Genomic DNA, 19,014 nt, shown 5'->3' on the forward strand with positions numbered 1-19,014 from the left:
TCGGCGGGCGCAGTCCGGTAGCCTATGCATCCGTGACGGATTCCAACACCCAGCCGCCGCAGGGCGCCTCGTACGCCGCAGCAGGAGTCGACATCGAGGCCGGTGACCGGGCCGTCGAACTCTTCAAGCCGCACGCCAAGCGCGCCACGCGGCCCGAGGTCCTGGGCGGCCTGGGCGGCTTCGCCGGCTTGTTCGCCCTCAAGAAGTACCGGGAGCCGGTGCTCGCGGCCTCGACCGACGGCGTCGGCACCAAGATCGCCGTGGCCCAGGCGATGGGCAAGCACGACACCGTGGGCATCGACCTGGTCGCGATGGTCGTCGACGACCTCGTCGTGACCGGCGCCGAGCCGCTGTTCCTGCAGGACTACATCGCTGTGGGCAAGGTCGTCCCGGAGACGGTCGCCGAGCTCGTCGGCGGCATCGCCGAGGGCTGCGTCCGCGCAGGCTGCGCCCTCCTGGGCGGCGAGACCGCCGAGCACCCCGGACTCATGGCCGAGGGGGAGTACGACCTGTCCGCGACGGGCGTCGGCGTCGTCGAGGCCGACGAGGTGCTGGGCCCGGACAACGTGCGCGCGGGCGACGTCGTCATCGCGATGAAGAGCTCGGGCCTGCACAGCAACGGCTACAGCCTGGCCCGCAAGGTGTTGCTGGACTGGGGCCACATGGACCTCGGCGGCTATGTCGAGGAGTTCGGCCGCACGCTCGGCGAGGAGTTGCTCGAGCCCACCGCCATCTACGCCCTGGACTGCCTGCGGCTCACGCAGGAGACGCAGGTGCGCACCTTCTGCCACGTGACCGGCGGCGGCCTCGAGGCGAACCTGGGGCGCGTGATCCCGGAGGGTCTCGTCGCCGAACTGGACCGCAACACGTGGAGCCCGTCGGCGGTGTTCGCCCTGATCGCCCAGCGCGGCCGCGTGGAGCAGGCCGAGATGGAGAAGACCTTCAACATGGGCGTCGGCATGGTCGCGATCGTGGCGCCCGAGGACGTGGACCGCGCGCTGGCCGTGCTCACGGCACGCCACATCGACAGCTGGGTCCTGGGCACGATCAAGAAGTCCGACGGTGCGGGGGAGCGGGCCGTGCTGAGCGGCTCGCATCCGAAGTTCTGAAGACAACGCCATAGGCACCGTGACCGGTGGTCACGGTGCCTAGAGGCAGGAGTGCGTCGAGGAGGGTGCGGCGCGCGTCAGGCGCGGCGCCACTCGTCCTCGCGGTAGGGATCGCCCGCGACGTCGCTCCACTCGGGGTGCGAGGCGATCACATCGGCCTCCTCGTTCTCACCCGTTGCCAGCTCGTCCTGCAGCCTTTTCAGGTCAGTGCTGGGCGAGCTGTACTTGAGTTCGCGTGCAACCTTGGTCTGCTTCGCCTTTGCCCGGCCGCGGCCCATGGGGGACCCCCTTGCGCAATGAAGGGGCGGCCAGCTACCGGATTGCCCGGCGGGTGGCGGCCCCTTTCTCCGTCTACTAATTCTTCCTGGGGCCCAGTTTAGCGTGCTCGTGCCGATGGTGCTGCCGCCTGGGTGTCAGTCGGCGCGTTGGAGGGCCCGCGCGGCGTCCCGTTCGACCTTCGGGGGCAGGTCATCAGCATCGAGAAGGGTGCGCAACCGCTCGGGCCGTGACCCCGTGAACAGGTCCCGGATCGTCGCGCCGTGGTCCGGGACGTGGGCGACGGTGACCGGGTCACCCGCCGCGACGGGGCCGGGGGCGAGGACGCGGAAGTAGGCGCCGCTGTCGCCGCGCTCGGTGAACCGCTTGACCCAGCCGTCCTCGCCGGACCACAGCGCGAAGGTGCGGCACGGGGTGCGGGGGATGGTCGCCTCGAGCTCGAGCGTGTTCCCGACGCGGAGCCGGGTGCCGACGACGAGGTCGGTGGTGTCGCCGTCGAGGCGCAGGTTCTCGCCGAACCAGCCGAGCGGGAGCTCGCGGCCCAGCTCCTGCGCCCAGCGCCGCGCCTCGTGATCCGAGTAGGCGTACACCGCTTGCTCGTGTCCGCCGTGGTGCCGGGTGTCGCAGACGTGGTCGGTGGCGAGGCCGAGCGGGCCGACCTCGACGGGGCCGTCGGCGGGCCGCTTGTCGATCGCGGTGCGCTGGTCCGGCTTGCGGGAGTCGAGCCGGAGTTCCTCATCGACGACGCAGACCGCGAGGACGCGGGTCGGCGTCACCGGCCGCGCAGCCGGTCGACGGCGGACCGTCCGGCCTGTTCGCCGGCGTCCGCGGACGGGGTGACCTCGGTGTCGATCGCCGCGGCGGCGCCGCCGGCGTCGAGTTTCGCGTCGTCGGGGATCGACCGTTTGATCAGGGCGAGGGCGATGGGCCCGTAGTCGGCGTGCTCGACGACGGTGCCGAGCCGCCCCACGGTGCGTCCGTCCAGCGTCACGGGGTCGCCCGTCGCGGGCCGCGCGTCGGCGGAACCGTCGAGGTGGAGCAGGACCAGGCGGCGCGGTGGCCGGCCCAGGTTGTGCACCCGCGCGATCGTTTCCTGTCCGCGGTAGCAGCCCTTGTCGAGGTGCACGGCGGTGGCGATCCAGTCCGTCTCGTGCGGGATGGTCTTGACGTCGGTGTCGAGGCCCTGCCGGGCACGAGCGGCGGCGACCCGTCGGGCTTCGTAGGCCCAGGTGCCCGCCGGGCGCGCCCCGGCGTCGACGAGCGCGTCGAAGGAGGCGCGGAGCTCCTCCCGCGGGACGATGAGGTTCACCTCGCCGGGTTCGGCGCGGCGGACTCCGTCGACCTTCGCCGCCACGGCCTCCGCGTCCGGACCGATCACGGTGAGCACCGCGAGGTCGGGCCGCGCCTGCACCTGCACGTCGGAGCGGAACACCATGCGCTGCAGGTAGGTCGCGAGGTCCGGGCTGAGCGGCGCCTCCGCGGGGGCGAGCGCCGCCGGCTCGGTGTCGAGGTAGGTGGTGCCGTCGACGTCGATGAGGTGGAAGTGGTCGAGCACGCGGCCGCTGCCGTCCAGGTTGAGGTCCTGGGTCGCGGTGCGGTCGGGCAGGTGCGTCAGGTGCTGGCTGGTGATGGAGTGCAGCCAGCTCAGCCGCTCGGTACCGGTCAGTGTGATCACCCGGCGGTGCGAGCGGTCGATCACCGCCGCGCCGCGCTCCGCGGCCCGCTGCTCTCCGAACGGATCACCGAAATGCCAGGTCACACCGGCATCGGGGGTGTCCTCGGGATTCATGATGCCGGACGCGGAATGAACGTCGATCGCCACCTCTTCAGCCTACGCGCGCTGCCCGAGCGGGGCTCCGGGGCGTCGAATAGTGTTGCCGCCATGGCATCCGTGGTGGTCACTCTGGACGGTTCGGTACGTGCTCCCGATTCGCCGCTGCTCTACGCCGACGATCTCGGGGCGGTCCGGGGCGACGGGTGCTTCGAGACCGTGCTCGTGCGCGACGGTGCGCCGCTCAAGGGGCGTGCGCACCTCGACCGCCTGGCCCGCTCGGCCGCGGCGCTCGGGCTCCCCGCGATCAACGACGGTGCCTGGTGGGCGGCCATGCAGCGCGCCGCGATGCTCTACGGCGAGGAATCCGGCGGCGCGGAGGGCGCGCTGCGGCTCGTCTACACGCGGGGCCGGGAGTCCGTGCCGGGTACGCCCACGGCCTACGTGTCGGTGTCGCCGCTCCCCGAGCGGGCGGTGCGGGCCCGCACGGAGGGCGTCTCCGCGATCACGCTGAGCCGCGGCTACTCGACGGGGCTGGGCACGGACGCGCCGTGGCTGCTGCTGGGCGCGAAGACGCTGTCCTACGCGGTGAACATGGCCGCCGCGCGATACGCCGCGGAGCAGGGCGCCGACGACGTGATCTTCACCTCCAGTGAGGGCCGGGTGCTCGAGGCGCCCCGGGCCACCGTCGTGATCGCACGCGGGCGCACGCTCGTGACACCGCCCGAGGAGCAGGGCATTCTGCCGGGAACCACCGTGCGCGCACTGTTCGACGCCGCGGAGGACAAGGGCGTCGCCACCGCGATCGAGCCGCTCTTCCCGGCGGACCTGGTAATGAACGACGGGGTGTGGCTCGTCTCCTCGATCACGCTGTGCGCCCGCGTGCACACCCTGGACGGGCGGAAGCTGCCCGACGCACCGATGGACGAGACCGTGCGCTCCCTCATCGACGCGGGGATCCACAACACGCCGTAGGCGTTCCGGACAATCCTGACACCGCCGGTGCGGACGGCCCGATCGGATTAGCGTGCCGATGATGAGCACGCGTACCGATACCGAGGTCGACGGCGATCAGCTGGGAACCAGCCTGAAGCCCAGGCACATCACGATGATCTCGATCGCCGGGGTGATCGGGGCCGGCCTGTTCGTGGGCTCCGCGAACGCGATCAAGCTGGCGGGCCCGGCGGTGCTGATCTCGTACACCCTCGCCGGGCTGATGGTGATCCTCGTGATGCGCATGCTGGGCGAGATGGCGACGGCCCAGCCGGACACGGGCTCCTTCTCCACGTACGCCGAGCGGGCCCTCGGCCGCTGGGCGGGTTCGACGATCGGTTGGCTGTACTGGCTGTTCTGGGTGCTGGTGATCCCGGTCGAGGCCACGGCCGCGGCGGTGATCCTGTCCAAGGTGGTGGGCGGGCCCCAGTGGTCGTGGGCGTTGGTCGTGGTGGTCCTGCTCACCGCCACGAACCTCTTCTCGGTCGGCAACTACGGCGAATTCGAGTTCTGGTTCGCGCTGATCAAGGTGGTAGCGATCGCCGCCTTCCTGGTGCTGGGCGCGCTCGCGATCTTCGGGGTGCTGCCGGGGTCGAGCGTCTCCGGCGTGAGTCATCTCTGGGACACCGGTGGATTCATGCCGAACGGCGTGAAAGCGGTGCTGGCGGCGATGCTCACCACGATGTTCACGTTCATGGGTTCCGAGATCGTGACCATCGCCGCCGCCGAGTCGCCGAACCCGGAGAAGGGGATCACCAAGGCCGTGAACTCGGTGGTCTGGCGGATCTGCCTGTTCTACCTGGGCTCGATCTTCGTGGTGGTCGCCCTCGTCCCGTGGAACTCCGTCGACGGTGCGACGGGCTCGTACCAGGCCGTGCTCAAGGCGATGAACATCCCGGCCGCCGCCGGGATCATGGACGTGGTGGTCCTGGTCGCGGTCGCGTCCTGCCTCAACAGCGCGCTCTACACCGCGTCCCGGATGCTGTACTCGCTGGCGCGGCGCGGGGACGCTCCCCGTGCGGCGGGCCGGACGACGGCGCGCGGGGTACCGGCCGTCGCGGTGCTCGCGTCGATGGCGCTGGGATTCCTGGCGGTGATCGGCAACTACGTGCTGCCGGACAAGCTGTTCGGCTACCTGTTGGCGACGACGGGCGCGGTGGCGCTGTTCGTGTACCTCGTGATCGCCATCAGTCAGATCGCGCTGCGGCGGCGCGCCACGGAGCCGGCGCCGATCCGGATGTGGCTGTTCCCGTGGCTGACCTACGCGGTGATCGCGTTCATCGTCTTCGTGATCGTCGCGATGATCCTGGACCCGGACCAGCGCAGCTCCGTCGGGCTGTCGACCGCCCTGGCGGCGATCGTGCTGGTCGCGAGCATCGTGCACCAGAAGCGTGTGGAGAAGCGCGGTGCGAAGCGGGGTGACTCTTCTAGGGTGTGACCTGGGACAAGTACCTCGACTTCCGGGGGGTGGGCGTCTACTATCCCAGTTAGCACTACGGCGTGTAGTAATAATCCCTCGGCCCAGGGAGCGCGAATGACCGCACTCGACATCGCCCGCTGGCAGTTCGGCATGACCACGGTCATGCACTTCATCCTGGTCCCGCTGACCATCGGCCTCGCGCCGATGGTGGCCGCGATGCAGACGGCGTGGCTGATCACCGGTAAGAACGCCTGGCTCAAGGCCACCAACTTCTTCGGCAAGCTCTTCCTCATCAACTTCGCCCTCGGTGTGGCCACCGGCCTCGTCCAGGAGTTCCAGTTCGGGATGGCCTGGAGCGAGTACAGCAAGTTCGTCGGCGATGTCTTCGGTGCGCCGCTCGCGCTGGAGGGCCTCGTCGCCTTCTTCATGGAGTCGACCTTCATCGGCCTGTGGATCTTCGGCTGGACCCGGCTGCCCAGACTCGTCCACCTGGGCTGCATCTGGATGGTCGCGTTGGGGGTGAATGCCTCCGCGTTCTTCATCATCGCCGCGAACTCGTGGATGCAGCACCCCGTGGGCGCCACCTTCAATCCGGAGAAGAACCGCGCGGAGCTCACCAGCATCTGGTCGGTGCTCACCAACTCGACCGCGTTGGCGGCGTTCCCGCACACGGTGTTCGGTGCGTGGCTCACCGCGGGCACCTTCGTCGCCGCGATCGGCGGCTGGTGGATGGTGCGCGGCATGCGCCGCGGCGACGCGGACGCGATCGAATTGGCGCACTCCTTCCGCCCCGTCACGCGGTTCGGCCTGGGCGTGATGATCGTCTCCGCGGTGGGGCTGGGCATCACCGGCGACGCGCAGGCGAAGCTCATGTTCGAGCAGCAACCGATGAAGATGGCGTCGGCGGAATCGCTGTGTCACACCGAGACCGCCGCCTCGTTCTCGATCCTCACCGTGGGGACGCACAACAACTGCGAGTCGGTGCAGCACCTCATCCAGGTGCCGTACCTGACCTCGTTCCTCGCCAACGGCGACCCGAACTCGACGCTCAAGGGCGTCACCGAGCTGCAGCAGGAGTACGTCGAGAAGTTCGGTCCCGGCGACTACCGGCCCAACCTGTTCGTCTCGTACTGGGCCTTCCGGTTCATGATGGGCTGGTCCGTCGGCTCCGGTGTGCTCGCGCTCGCCGGCCTGTGGGTCACCCGCAAGGGGCGGGTCCCGTCGTCGAAGTGGTTCAGCAGGCTCTGCCTGATCGCCCTGCCCACCCCCTTCCTGGCCAACAGCTGCGGCTGGGTGTTCACCGAGATGGGCCGCCAGCCGTGGGTGGTGGCGCCGAATCCGAACGGCGACCCGACGATCCGGCTCATGGTCTCGCAGGCCGTCTCCGGCCACTCGACCGCGATGATGGCCTTCTCGATCATCACCTTCGCCGCCGTCTACGGGGTGCTGTACATCCTGTGGTTCCTGCTGTTGCGCCGGTACGTGATCCAGGGGCCGGACCTGCACAGCCCGCTCGACGGGCACGACGACCACGACGACGGTGCGCCGCCCGGCGGCGACGGTCCCGACGGTGCGGACGGCACCGGCGCGAAGAAGTCCTCGTCCGATCAACTCTCGTTCGCGTACTAGGAGGCGGTCATGACACTTCCCGACTACTGGTTCCTCGCGATCGGTTTCCTGTTCACCGGCTACTTCGTGCTGGACGGCTTCGACTTCGGCGTCGGCATGCTCATGCCGATCCTCGGGCGCAAGCGCAACCACCCCGACGCCGAGCAGCGTCGCCGCGTGCTGCTCAACACGATCGGTCCCGTATGGGACGGCAACGAGGTGTGGTTGATCACCGCCGGCGCAGCGATGTTCGCCGCGTTCCCGGTCTGGTACGCCACGGTGTTCTCGGGCTTCTACCTCGTGCTGCTCGCGATCCTGGTGGGGCTCATCGTCCGGGTCTGCGCGATCGAGTGGCGCGGCAAGATCGACGACCCGCGTTGGCGCGGCTGGGCCGACGTCGGCATCGGCCTCGGCTCCTGGATTCCCGCCTTCGCGTGGGGACTGGTGTTCGCGAACATCGTCCACGGGGTGCACATCGACGGACGGGGCCGGATGACCTCGGACGTCTGGGACCTGCTGAACCCCTACGGGCTGTTGGGCGGGGTCGCCCTACTGGGCCTGTTCCTCCTGCACGGAGCCGTCTTCGTCGCGCTCAAGTCCGACGGTGACGTCCGGGTGGACGCCCGGCGGTTCGCGGCGCGGATCTGGTTGCCGGTCACCGTGATCGGCGCGGCATTCGTGGTGTGGACGCAGCTCGCGCACGGCAAGGGGTGGACCTGGGCGATGGTGGCGCTGGCCGCGGCGGCCCTGATCGCGGCGGGGCTGTCGATAAGCGCCGACCGTGAGCTGGCCGCCTTCCTGTCCACGTCGCTCGCGGTGATCGGCGTGAGCGTGCTGCTCTTCGGCGCGCTGTTCCCGAACGTGCTGAACGCGACCGATCCGGCGCGGTCGATCAGCATCGAGGCCGCGGCGTCCTCGCACTACACGCTCGTCGTGATGTCCTGGTGCACCGTCGTGTTGCTGCCACTGGTGATGATCTACCAGGCGTGGAGCTACATCGTGTTCCGCAGGCGGATCTCCACGGCGCAGATCCCGCCGTCGATCGGGCTCAGCCCGCGTGCCTGACACCGCGCGCCGCTCCGGGCCGATCGACCCGCGGCTGCTCCGGTACGCGCGCAGCTCGCGCGGGCTGATGACGGTCGTGATCGCGTGCGGTGTCATCGAGACCGCCGCGATCATCGCCCTGGCGTACGGCGTCGCGATCGTGCTCTCCCGGCTGGTGACGGGACCGCACGACCTGCCCGGCCCGATCGCGCTCGTGGCCGGCGCGGTCGCGGTGCGCGTGGTGGTGACGCTCGTGCGGTCGCGCATCGAGCGCCGCGCCGCCGACCGCGTGGTCTCCGAACTGCGCTCCGCCGCACTGGGTGCGGTCGGGCCCGGCCGGTGGCCGGTGGACCGGGAGGAGCTGCGGACCGCGCTGACCCGCGGCCTCGACGACCTGCCGCCGTACCTCACGGGCTACGTCCCGGCGCTGGCGCTCAGTGTGATCGCGACGCCGGCGCTGGTGATCGCGATGTTCGTCGCCGACCCGATCTCCGGTGCCGTCGCGCTCGGTACGCTGCCGCTGCTGCCGATCTTCATGGTGCTGATCGGCCTGCTCACTCGTGACCGCACCCGCCGCCGCCTCGCGGCGATGGCGCGGCTGTCCTCGCGCCTGCTCGACCTGGTCGCCGGCCTGCCGACGCTGCGGGCACTGGGACGGCAGCGTGGACCGGAACGCACCGTTCGGGAGCTGGGGGAGCGCAACGCCGCCGAGACGATGTCCGCCCTGCGCATCGCCTTCCTCTCCTCGATGGCGCTGGAGCTGCTCGCCACGCTCTGCGTCGCGCTGGTGGCGGTGGGCATCGGCCTGCGTCTCGTGTTCGGTGAGATGTCCTTGTTCGCCGGTGTGTTCGCCCTGATCCTGGCGCCCGAGGTGTATCAGCCGTTGCGCCGGGTGGGTGCGAGCTTCCACGCCGCCGAGCAGGGCGTGGAGGCCACCTCCCGGGTGTTCGCACTGCTGGACGCGCCGGAACCCGCACCGTCGCAGGGCAGCACGCGACCCGGCATGCTCGTCGCGCGGGGCGTGAGCGTGGCCGGGCGGGACGGGGAGGCACCGTCGGGCTTCGACGGGACCTTCCGGCCGGGCCGGCTCACCGCGCTGACCGGGCCCAACGGGTCCGGCAAGTCGACGCTGCTCACCGTGCTCGCCGGGTTGGCGGTGCCGGACGCGGGGACGGTCACCGTCGTGAGCGATGCCGTGACAGAGGCCCCGGGCGCTACCGGGGCGGTCGACGGCCCGGGGAAGGGGGGTGCACCGCTGGCCGGCGGCCCCGACTGGTGGGCGCACGTGGCGTGGTGTCCGCAGCACCCGTACCTCGAACCGGGCACGCTGGCACACAATTTCACTCTGCTCGGCGCCCCCGACCCGCGGACCGTTCCGGAGGTCGTGGCCGCCGCGGGGCTCGACGAGGTGGTGGCCGAGGCGGGTTGGGATCGTGCGGTGGGCGTCGGTGGGGCCGGGCTCTCGGCGGGTCAGCGGCAGCGGCTCGCGCTGGCCCGCACGCTCGCGCTGGGTCGCTCCGTGCTCCTGTTCGACGAGCCCACCGCCCATCTCGACGAGGAGCTCTCGGCGCGCGTGCTGGCGGAGCTGCGCGCGCGGGCCGACGCCGGGGCGGTGGTCGTGCTCGTCGCGCATGACGCCCAGGTGCTCGCCGCCGCCGACGACGTGCTGGAGGTCGTCCGTGCGTGACCTGCTGATCTGCCTGCGCGCCCTGCGCTCCCGCCCGCTCGCGGTCCTCGGTGCGATCGGTGCGGGCGTGCTCACCGCGGGCAGCGCGCTGGCGCTCGCCGGGTTGTCGGCGTGGTTGATCACGATGGCGTGGACCATGCCGCCGGTGCTCACGCTCTCCGTCGCAGTCACCGCGGTGCGTGCGCTGGGCATCACGCGGGGCCTGATGCGGTACGTCGAGCGCCTCGCCGCGCACCGGGTCGCGCTCTCCGGGCTGACGGAACTGCGGGTCGCGCTGTACACGCGCCTCTCGCGCGCCGCGCCCTCCGAATCCGTCCGGCTCTCCGACGGTGAGCTGTTGGCCCGCACCGGCGCAGACGTCGACGCCGTGGGGGATGCGCTGGTGCGCACCGTGATCCCCGTCGCGGTCGCCGTCGTCGTATCGGGCGCCGCGGTGGGCTGGCTGGGATTCGTCGACCCGCGGGCAGGTTTCATACTGGCCGGATGCCTACTGCTGGCGGGGGTTCTCGTGCCCTGGGCGGTCGCGCGCGCGACGCGCGCACGGGCCGCCGCCGAGGCCGCCGGGAGTGAGGCCTTCGGCGCCGCCGCCTCCGCGGTCCTGGACCACGCGGGCGAGCTCGCCGTCGCCGGACGGCTCGACGAGGTGCGGGCCCGCGCCGCCCGCGCGGAGGACGCCCGACGGTCCGCCGTCGACCGGTCCGCCCGCACCGGCGCGCTCGCGGACGCGGCCGTGCCGCTGGCCGTGGGCCTGGCGGTGATCGCGGCGTTGTTGGTCGCCGGTACCCGTGCCGGCCCCGTCGACGCCACGACGCTGGGCATCCTGATCCTGCTGCCGCTGAGCGCCTTCGAGGCGGTGTCGACCCTGCCCGATGCGGCCCGTCAGTACGTCCGCTCCGTCGATGCGGCCGGTCGGCTCGCGCCGCTGCTGACACTCTCCGCGGTGCCCTCCGGAACCGCCTCGGTACCCGCGCATCCCGCGCTCCGGCTCGGCGGCCTGGAGCTGGCGCCGGGCGACCGGCTCGTCGTGCGCGGCGAGTCCGGCGCGGGCAAGACGACGCTGCTGCTCGCGCTCGCGGGCCTCGATGAGCGCGGCGGCGAGGTGCTCGTCGACGGCTCTCCCGCGTCCCGGTTCGCGGATCTCCCTACGGCGGTGGGGTTCTTCGGTGAGGCGGCGCACGTCTTCGCGACGACGGTGGCCGAGAACGTGCGGGTGGCGCGCGGGGACGCGACCGACGCGGAGGTCGACGCCGCGCTGCGGCGAGTCGGACTGGGGGAGTGGACGGACTCCCTCCCCCACGGCGTGCGGACCCCGCTCGAGCACGGCGCGGACTCCCTGTCGGGCGGACAGCGCCGGCGACTACTGCTGGCGCGTGCCCTGGTGAGTGACGTCGCCGTCGTCCTGCTGGACGAGCCGACGGAGCACCTGGACCGGGCCGACGCGGCGCGGCTGCTGACCGAGATCCTCGACCCTTCAGGGCTGTTCCCCGGTCGCACCGTCGTGGTGGCGGGGCACGCGACGCCGCCCGACGGGGTGCGTCAGCTGGTGATCGAGCGGCTCACGTCGGCGTAGCGCTCCGCGTCGGCGCGGACCTCGTCGGACTTGTGCAGGATCGCGTGCAGCGCATCGGTTCCCAGGTAGATCCGGGACGGTGGATCGGGCAGGGCGGAGATCTGCACCAGGGCGCCGGCCAGCCGCGCCGGGTCGCCGCCCTGGTTGTGGTTGAGCCGGTCCAGGGCCGCGAGCGTGCGGGCCACCCCGTCGTAGCCCGGAATCGTGACCTCGGGGCGGCGCATGGACGAGGCGTCGAGGAAGTCGGTGCGCACGCCGCCCGGGCAGATCGCCGTGGCGTGCAGGCCGAGCGGGGCGATCTCCGCGTCGAGGGCCTCGGTGAGCATGAGGACCGCTGCCTTGGTCGCGCTGTAGATCCCCTGCGCCGGACCGGTGACGCTCGCGGAGATCGAGGCGAGGTTGAGGATCCGGCCGCTGCCTCGGTCGCGCATACCGGGCAGGACGGCACGGGTCATCGTCAGGACGCCGAAGACGTTGATGTCGAAGTTGGCCCGCACGTCCGCGAGCGAGACCTCCTCGACCGCGCCGAGCAGCGAGTACCCGGCGTTGTTGACGAGCACGTCGATGTGCCCGAACTCCGTCTGCACCTGGGCGACGGCGCGGCGCACGTCGTGCTCGTCGGTGAGATCGACGGCGAGCGCCAGCAGGTTCGGATCGCGCAGTTCGGCGGAGAGCTTCTCGGGGCTACGGGTGGTGGCCGCGACCCGGGCGCCGCTCGCGATCGCGGCCTTCACCACCTCGAGCCCGATGCCCTTCGACGCGCCGGTCACCAGCCACACGGGGGAATCCGTCATGCCCCCCATCGTGCCCCCGAGGGCTCAGTCGCGCAGGATTCCGGTGATCGCGGTGTCGACGGCGGCCTCGGCCAGCGGCCACTGCTGATCGCCGGGGAGGTGGTGCAGCGGTCCGCGCAGCGCCATCTCGGCGAAGCCGTGCACCATCGACCAGCAGGACCAGGTGGCGGACCGTCGGGACTCGGGGCGCAACAGGCCCGCGTGCACCATGAGGTCGAGTGACTCGGACAGCGCGACGTACGGCGGAATGCCGCTCAGCGACTCGGGATCCGGGGCCTCGTCGCCGAAGAAGCAGACCGAGAACCAGCCGGGCTCGGCGAGCGCGAAGGCGATGTAGCCGAGGCCCACTGCGCGCAGTCGGTCCTTCGGGCCCTGGTCCGGGTGGACGGGCATCGCGTCGGCCATGCGCTGCTCGATCGCGGTACTCACGGCGCGGAGCAGAGCGAGGCGGTCAGGGAAATGACGATAGGCGGCGTTCGGGCTGACGCCCACGCGGCGGGTGACCTCGCGGATGGTCAACGCCGACGGTCCGCCGCCGCGCGTGACCTCCAGGCCCGCGTCGACGAGTGCCTGTGCGAGGTCGCCGTGGTGGTACGCCATCCCCTTGTGTCCCCTGTCGCTCAAGTGTACGGTGTGAACATAACAGATGTGGACGCTGTGAACATGTAAGGAGTCGCCATGACCACGAGCATCGGACCCGTTCCGGTTCTGCACACCGGTTTCAGTACCCCGGGTGCTGTCGCAACACCGTGGGCGGACGTCGAGCGGATCCTGGACGACGCCGAGATGTTCTGGCTCAGCACCGTGCGAGCCGACGGCAGCCCGCACGTCTGTCCACTGCCGGCCATGTGGCTCGGCGGTGCGCTGTACTTCGTGACCGGGTGGGAGGAGCAGAAGGCGGTGAACCTGGCGCGGAACCCGCGCTGCGTGCTCACCACCGGGAGCAACGAGTACCTGCGTGGCCATGACGTGACCGTGGAGGGCTCCGCGGAACGGTGCACCGATCGCGCCGTACTCGAAACGCTCGCCCGGATGTGGGAGTCCCGGCTCGACTGGCCCTACGACGTGGACGACGCGGGCTTCCGGCATCGCACCGACGGGCAGGCCCCGAACCCCGACGCCGCCTCGCTGCCCGTCTTCGGGGTCCGCCCCGTCAAGATCCTGTCGTTCGCCCGCGGCGACGAGTTCGCTCAGACCCGCTTCCGTCCCTGAACCTGCGAATCATCCATCACCGGAGAGGAATCCATCATGACCGCCGTCCCGCCCGTCGTCGACCGCGACACCTGGCAGCAGCAGATCGACGAGTTGCGCGCCCGTGAGAAGGCCGCCACCCGCGAGCTCGATGCCATCGCCGCGCAGCGCCGGCGACTGCCCGCCGTGCGGCTGCCCGAGTACCGGCTGATCGCCGAGGACGGCTCCGAGGTGAGCCTCGCCGAGGTCTTCGACGGTAAGAGCCAGCTCATCACCTACCACCACATGTGGACCGACGGCAACGAGTGGCAGTGTCCCGGATGCACCGGTGTCACAGCGCATTACGCGCGCACGGAGTTCCTCGACAACTGGGATGCGCGGATGGTGGTGATCACCAACGGCCCGATGGACGAGGTGCTCGCCTACAAGAAGCGCGTCGGGAACACCATGACCTGGTACTCCACCAACGGCTCGGACTTCGGGACCGAGGTGGGCGCCGGCCCCGGAGGCGGCTTCGCCTACAACACCTTCGTCCGCGACGGCGACACCGTCTACCACCTCTGGCAGACCTTCAGCCGCGGCGCCGAGCAGGTGTCCTACACCTTCGGCCTCCTCGACGTGCTGCCCTACGGTCGCCAGGAGGAGTGGCAGGACGTGCCCGACGGCTGGCCCCAGGGCCCCACCTACTCGCGCTGGGCATCGTCGAAGCAGTTCGCCGAGTGGTACGGCGAGAAAACCTCCTGACCTGCGCTTTCGCTCTCCGAGTAATTCCGTTGCCGACGGTGCCGCGCGGGCGTACCGTCGAAGACGTCAATCGAAAGGAGGTGGTCCGAGAAATGGTGAATTTCAGGACTGAGGAGGTGGCCGCCGCCTGACGGCGGTCGCCCACCTGGAATAGCGGAGCCCCCTCCGGCGCGTGATGTTCACGCCCGGAGGGGGCTTCCGTCGGTTCCGGGGCCTACTGGAGGGTGACCGTCTTGGTCGCGGTGGTCGTGCCGCCGCCCTTCTGGACGATGGTGATGGTCGCGGTGTACGTGCCGCGGTTCCTCAGCTCGAAGTACGTTCCGGGGTTGTAGGAACCGCAGTTGCTCGTGATCTTGGTCTTCGTCGTGCCGCCGCCGGTGACGGTGATGGTCGACTCGCAGTCGCCGCGGGTCTCCGCGCTGCCGCTGAACGCCTTCCACTGGAAGTACACCGTCGCCGGCCCGCCACGCGGGATCGTGTACGTGTCGGGTCCGACCTTGTCGTAGGCCCAGGTGTCGACCTGGACCCGGTCGATCGTCGTCGGCCCCTCGGCTGAGGGCTTGACGGAGGTCGACGGAGCCGAACTGGTGAGCGCGAAGTCGAGTGAGTTGTCGCCGACCACCTCGCCGATCGCGCCGGTCACGGTCGCCGCCAACTGGCTCGGCAGGTCGCCGGTGATCGCGAAGACGGTGCCGAGCGTGCTGTACGCCTGCTTGACGATCGAGTTCTTCGCGCCCGCCTCGATCGCAGCGCTCGCGCAGCCGGAGGATGTCGACATGGCCCGTCGGAATTCGTCCAGGGTGACCTTCTGGCCGGGCTTGGCGTCGGCGAAGTCGAGCGCCTGACCGAGGCAGGTCGACACGGTGGAGAGGTCGGTCCCCGAGTCGAGGATCGCGGGAGCGGCCTTGACCACCCCGCCGACCGCGCGCATACCCGTCAGCATCTCCAGGCCGGTGATGATCGTCGCCGCCTGGAGCGCGGCCGGGTCGGCGCGGAGGTTGATGGTCGCCCGGGTGGTGCCGGGACCGAACGTGAGTCGTCCGGTTCCGCGTCCGGTCAGAAGGTCGGAGATCTTCGCATTGCCGAGCGCGCTGGCCAGCCGTGCCGCGAGATTGGACAGGTCCGGCCTCACGGTGCTGGTCCACGCGCCTTTGGGTGTGGATGTCACCGCGTAGAACTGCTGTGTGGCGTTGGTGAAGTCGACTGCGACGGCGCCGCCCGCGTTCGTCAAGCAGCCCGCCACGGGTCCCGGCGTCGTAGCGGTGAGGGTGTACGTGGTGTCCTTGATCTTCACCTCGCTCGACGCACGGCAGGACGACGTGGAGTCGCCGCGGATGTATCTGTACGCGGCGGCGAATCCGTCCGCGACCTTGCCGAGGTCGATCGCGCCGAGACGGAAGTCGCTGAGGTGGGTGGTCGTCGCGGTGACGGTGCGGCCGGCGGGATCCCAGGTGGCGCGGACCAGGTCGGCCGCGTCGCCGTCTTCGGACACGGACTCGACGACGGGGATCACCGTGTCGCTGAACTTCGCGGCGAGTTCCGGCTTGCCGGAGAGATCGAACGTCAGGGTGATCGGCTTGGTCGGCTGCGCGCCCGAGTCCCCGAGCCGGACTCGCACCGTCTTGACGCCATCCACCTGAGCCTTCGCCGCAGGGATCTCCGTGGAGGAGGCTGCGACACTGAGCTTCTCACCGGAGGGAGCGGCACCGTCGGGCATGGAGGCCCTGACGGTGACCCCGTCGACCTTGCCCGTGGCGCTGTTGGCGTCCGTGAGCGCGGCGGTCGATGCCGTGGTCGAGGCCGGCGGAGTCGGCGCGGCAGCCTGCTTCGCGGGTGTCGCGGAACACCCCGCGACCAGGGTGATGACAGCCGTCATCGCGAGAAGTTGTCGCATCGTTCGACGGTAGTCGGCGCGCTGCCCGCGGCGCGTCGTCCGATCGGATGAATTCCGCGGTCGGGCAGCGTGCTTCGGAGCAGTGGACGGCCGCGCGTCGAGGCATTTCGGGTGCGGATGGGCTCCCGCCCCCGTTTCACCCGAGCGCACCCGGCATGCCGGGTGCGACTGCGCGCAAGGGGTGCGGATGGGTTCCCGCACCCGTTCTGCCCGCAGCCGGGACGGGTGGAAGCGGGGTCAGCCTGCAAGCGGTGTGATCGCGGCCAGTTCGTCCGCGATCAGTGCCCGCGCCAGATCTGCGTCGTACCGCGCCTGCAAGGTGATCCAGTACATCTCGGAGAGTCCGAGCACGCGGGAGATGCGTAGGCCCGTGTCGGCAGTGATCGAGCGCTTCGCGTTGACGATCGCGTTGATCCGAGGCAGTGGTACCCCGGCCGCCTTGGCCAGAGCGTACTGGCTGATTCCGAGTGGCTCGAGGAACTCTGCCATCAGAATCTCGCCAGGATGGCTGGGGAGGAAGTCGGTCACGGCTGCTCCTTTCAGTGGTAGTCGACGAGTTCGACATCGAACGCGCCTTCATCCCAGCGGAAGCAGATGCGCCACTGGGAGTTCACGCGAATGCTGTGCTGGCCTTCGCGATCGCCGCTCAGCTTTTCCAGCCGATTCCCCGGCGGGATCCGCAGGTCTTCAAGACTGCCGGCCGCGTCCAACAGCTGAAGTTTGACGCGCGCCCGTTGAGCGAGTTGTGGGCCGACTCGTTTCGTGAAGGTGAGATCCCAGATCGCCTCGGTCTCCGAGTTGTTGAAGGTGCGAATCATCGACATCCTATCGCCTCGCGATACTATCGCGCAACGTAATACGACTTAGGAGTCAACCTACGTGATCGCACTGACAAGTCGCGGCGAGGCGCAGAGCTGGCACGGCGTCGAGTCATTTCGGGTGCGGATGGGCTCCCGCCCCCGTTTCACCCGAGCGCACCCGGCATGCCGGGTGCGACTGCGCGCAAGGGGTGCGGATGGCTTCCCGCACCCGTTCTGCCCGCAGCCGGGAGGGGGAAGCGGAGTCAGCCGGCGTAGCGGTTCAGTTTGGCACTCAAGCGGGGGACGAGCGCACCGTCGGCATCGATGCGCTCCTCGACGTAGGCGAGGGAACCGCCCTGGTCGACGAGGCCGTACAGGCGCTTGGACGCGCCGGCCAGCGGGGAGGTCTTGGAGCGGATGACCACGTCGGCCTCGAGCTCCCACGCGGTCTGGGAGACGGGCTTGCCGTAGTACAGCTCGACGATGCCGCTGGCGTGGGTGACGACGAACTCGATCTCGTCGTCCTCGCCGATCCGCCAGAAGCCGGCCTCGCGCAGGTCGGGCTCGGAGAACTCGCCCTGATCGTCGAGCTTCCACGACCGCGACTCCCAGGAGAGGAAGTTCTGGCCGTCGTGGCTGACGACGATCTGCTGGCCGAAGTGGTAGTCGCCGGACGCGTCGTGGCCCTCGCCCTCACCGCGCCAGACGCCGACGAGCGGCAGCAGGCCGAGGAGGCCCGAGTGCAGGTCGGGGCCCTGTCGCAGGTTGGCCGTGTCGTCGGCGAGGGGCAGACCCGGGAGGTTCGAGATGTTGCGCGACGACGTGGTCTCGGAGCGTTCGATCGCAGCGTCCAGCGCCTCTTGGCCGGAACCGGCCGCAGCGTCGGACGGGGGCGTGGCCTCGTCGCTCACGGGCGCCTACTGGCCGTCGGTGAGGACGCGGTACAGCACGAACACGGCGAACGCGAAGATCGCGACCGATGCCACCGCCATGAGGATCTCGAAGAAGATGACCATGCCGTCGATACTAGACCCCGGCGCGCACGCGCTCGCAACCGCACGAGTCCCGGTGGTGGAAGGTGGTGGGCAGCCGCTCGACGCGCCGCGGACCGTCGAACCCGTCGATCCGCTCGACGAGCAGGTCGACGGCCCGCCGACCCATCGACTCGACGTCCTGGGCGACGGCGGTGAGCCCGGGCGTGAACAGGTCCGACCACTCGAAATCGTCGTAGCAGACCAGCGCGACGTCCTGCGGGACTCGCAACTCCAGCTCCCGCAGGGCGCGCATCACACCGACCGTCATGGCGTTGTTGAGCACGACCAGGGCCGTGGGGCGCGGGCCGCGGCCGCGGAACATCGCGAGAGTCTGCGTGTACGCCTCATCGACGCTCGAATCGCCGCAGCGCATGTGCCGCGGGGCGGCGTGCAGTCCCGCGGCGGCCATCGCCGTGGTGAAGGCCTCGGCGCGCTCGACGGAGGACTGGATGCCGCGCCGGCCCGTGATCGCGCCGATCTGCTCGTGGCCCAGCTCGATGAGGTGGGAGGTCAGGCGCGCCACCGGTTCGGAGCCCTCCGAGGCCAACTGGTCGACGGGGGCCGACGACAGGCGGTCGATGAGGACCAGGGGGGTGCCCGCGCTGCGGATCATCGGAATGGTGGTGCGCTCGGCGCGGGGTGCGGGCGCGAGGATCAGGCCGTCCGCGCGCCGATCGAGCAGCGACCCCACGAGCGAGGACTCGATGGTCGGATCGTCATGCGAGTCGCCCATCATCAGGGCGTAGCCGAGTTCGCCCGCGCGGGACTCGATGGCGCGCACGAGCGGCGCGAAGTAGGGGTTCTGCCAGGCCGAGATGCTCAGTGCCAGAACGCCGGAGCGTGAGGTGGCGAGCGCGGCGGCGAGCGCGTTGCGGCGGTAGCCCGTGGCCACGATCGCCTCGAGCACCGCGTCCCGGGTGCGCGGATCCACGCGCCGCGTCTCGTTGATCACATGGGAGACGGTGCTGATCGACACGCCGGCTGCGGCGGCGACGTCGGCCATGTTCCCCATCGCACCATCATGCCCGCACCGCTCCACGACGCGCAAGCGTTTGCGCAAACCCTTGCGCGGGTCCTGA

Annotated in this window: 19 protein-coding genes; 9 read left to right on the forward strand and 10 right to left on the reverse strand. The window is 70.4% G+C overall.

Features of this window, described 5'->3' with window-relative positions:
* Positions 1-32 precede the first annotated feature (32 nt).
* Entirely contained in the window at positions 33-1,109 is a 1,077-nt protein-coding gene (purM, locus tag AXK60_RS17280) for a phosphoribosylformylglycinamidine cyclo-ligase (RefSeq protein WP_068573031.1), read from the forward strand.
* A gap of 77 nt (positions 1,110-1,186) precedes the next feature.
* On the opposite strand, the gene AXK60_RS17285 is transcribed toward purM, so the two are convergent.
* The 3 genes from AXK60_RS17285 to ygfZ form a co-directional block, all read right to left on the reverse strand.
* Entirely contained in the window at positions 1,187-1,387 is a 201-nt protein-coding gene (locus tag AXK60_RS17285) for a DUF3073 domain-containing protein (protein WP_068573033.1), read from the reverse strand.
* A 135-nt stretch (positions 1,388-1,522) separates the two neighbouring features.
* Positions 1,523-2,161, reverse strand: coding sequence for an MOSC domain-containing protein (locus tag AXK60_RS17290; RefSeq protein ID WP_068573036.1), 639 nt, complete (start codon positions 2,159-2,161; stop codon positions 1,523-1,525).
* Entirely contained in the window at positions 2,158-3,174 is a 1,017-nt protein-coding gene (gene ygfZ / locus AXK60_RS17295) for a CAF17-like 4Fe-4S cluster assembly/insertion protein YgfZ (protein ID WP_068573420.1), read from the reverse strand. The genes AXK60_RS17290 and ygfZ overlap by 4 nt, the downstream gene beginning before the upstream one ends.
* A 93-nt stretch (positions 3,175-3,267) precedes the next feature.
* On the opposite strand from ygfZ, the gene AXK60_RS17300 reads away from it, so the two are divergent.
* The 6 genes from AXK60_RS17300 (at position 3,268) to AXK60_RS17325 (ending at position 11,478) form a co-directional block, all read left to right on the forward strand.
* A complete protein-coding gene (locus AXK60_RS17300) occupies positions 3,268-4,131 on the forward strand; it encodes an aminodeoxychorismate lyase (RefSeq protein WP_068573038.1) in 864 nt (287 codons plus the stop codon).
* 58 nt (positions 4,132-4,189) lie between these two features.
* A complete protein-coding gene (locus tag AXK60_RS17305) occupies positions 4,190-5,587 on the forward strand; it encodes an amino acid permease (RefSeq protein WP_068573040.1) in 1,398 nt (465 codons plus the stop codon).
* Positions 5,588-5,683: 96 nt separating this feature from the next.
* Complete coding sequence (locus AXK60_RS17310; RefSeq protein WP_068573042.1) at positions 5,684-7,198, forward strand: cytochrome ubiquinol oxidase subunit I; 1,515 nt, start codon at positions 5,684-5,686, stop codon at positions 7,196-7,198.
* A 9-nt stretch (positions 7,199-7,207) separates the two neighbouring features.
* Positions 7,208-8,242 (forward strand): cytochrome d ubiquinol oxidase subunit II, encoded by a 1,035-nt coding sequence (gene cydB / locus AXK60_RS17315; RefSeq protein WP_068573044.1) that lies wholly within the window; start codon positions 7,208-7,210, stop codon positions 8,240-8,242.
* Entirely contained in the window at positions 8,235-9,908 is a 1,674-nt protein-coding gene (cydD, locus tag AXK60_RS17320; protein WP_068573045.1) for a thiol reductant ABC exporter subunit CydD, read from the forward strand. The genes cydB and cydD overlap by 8 nt, the downstream gene beginning before the upstream one ends.
* Positions 9,901-11,478 carry an amino acid ABC transporter ATP-binding/permease protein gene (locus tag AXK60_RS17325; RefSeq protein WP_068573046.1) on the forward strand — a complete coding sequence of 526 codons (1,578 nt, stop codon included), beginning with the start codon at positions 9,901-9,903 and terminating at the stop codon, positions 11,476-11,478. Before cydD ends, AXK60_RS17325 begins: the two co-directional genes overlap by 8 nt.
* Here the strand turns inward: AXK60_RS17325 and AXK60_RS17330 are convergent.
* The gene (locus AXK60_RS17330; protein WP_068573048.1) at positions 11,445-12,272 is read right to left on the reverse strand and encodes an SDR family NAD(P)-dependent oxidoreductase; all 828 of its coding nucleotides are present in this window, start codon (positions 12,270-12,272) and stop codon (positions 11,445-11,447) included. The two genes, AXK60_RS17325 and AXK60_RS17330, sit on opposite strands and share 34 nt — an antisense overlap.
* Positions 12,273-12,296: 24 nt before the next feature.
* Positions 12,297-12,896 (reverse strand): TetR/AcrR family transcriptional regulator, encoded by a 600-nt coding sequence (locus tag AXK60_RS17335; RefSeq protein WP_231855503.1) that lies wholly within the window; start codon positions 12,894-12,896, stop codon positions 12,297-12,299.
* A 54-nt stretch (positions 12,897-12,950) separates the two neighbouring features.
* Here AXK60_RS17335 and AXK60_RS17340 point away from each other — a divergent pair, with 54 nt between their 5' ends.
* Positions 12,951-13,484 carry a pyridoxamine 5'-phosphate oxidase family protein gene (locus AXK60_RS17340; protein ID WP_068573052.1) on the forward strand — a complete coding sequence of 178 codons (534 nt, stop codon included), beginning with the start codon at positions 12,951-12,953 and terminating at the stop codon, positions 13,482-13,484.
* A 36-nt stretch (positions 13,485-13,520) separates the two neighbouring features.
* Positions 13,521-14,207, forward strand: a complete 687-nt coding sequence (locus AXK60_RS17345) for a DUF899 family protein (protein ID WP_068573054.1) — start codon at positions 13,521-13,523, stop codon at positions 14,205-14,207.
* Between the two features lie 214 nt (positions 14,208-14,421).
* Here the strand turns inward: AXK60_RS17345 and AXK60_RS17350 are convergent, their stop codons facing one another.
* The 5 genes from AXK60_RS17350 to AXK60_RS17370 form a co-directional block, all read right to left on the reverse strand.
* Positions 14,422-16,101, reverse strand: coding sequence for a hypothetical protein (locus AXK60_RS17350; RefSeq protein WP_139058021.1), 1,680 nt, complete (start codon positions 16,099-16,101; stop codon positions 14,422-14,424).
* 237 nt (positions 16,102-16,338) lie between these two features.
* Positions 16,339-16,629: a HigA family addiction module antitoxin gene (locus tag AXK60_RS17355; RefSeq protein ID WP_082778090.1), complete on the reverse strand. Its 291-nt coding sequence runs from the start codon at positions 16,627-16,629 to the stop codon at positions 16,339-16,341.
* Between the two features lie 11 nt (positions 16,630-16,640).
* The gene (locus AXK60_RS17360) at positions 16,641-16,919 is read right to left on the reverse strand and encodes a type II toxin-antitoxin system RelE/ParE family toxin (protein WP_068573424.1); all 279 of its coding nucleotides are present in this window, start codon (positions 16,917-16,919) and stop codon (positions 16,641-16,643) included.
* A gap of 245 nt (positions 16,920-17,164) precedes the next feature.
* A complete protein-coding gene (locus tag AXK60_RS17365) occupies positions 17,165-17,812 on the reverse strand; it encodes a heme-binding beta-barrel domain-containing protein (protein ID WP_068573057.1) in 648 nt (215 codons plus the stop codon).
* Positions 17,813-17,927: 115 nt separating this feature from the next.
* Positions 17,928-18,947: a LacI family DNA-binding transcriptional regulator gene (locus tag AXK60_RS17370; protein WP_068573059.1), complete on the reverse strand. Its 1,020-nt coding sequence runs from the start codon at positions 18,945-18,947 to the stop codon at positions 17,928-17,930.
* Positions 18,948-19,014: the final 67 nt, after the last annotated feature.

Source organism: Tsukamurella pseudospumae, assembly GCF_001575195.1.
Taxonomy (GTDB): domain Bacteria; phylum Actinomycetota; class Actinomycetes; order Mycobacteriales; family Mycobacteriaceae; genus Tsukamurella; species Tsukamurella pseudospumae.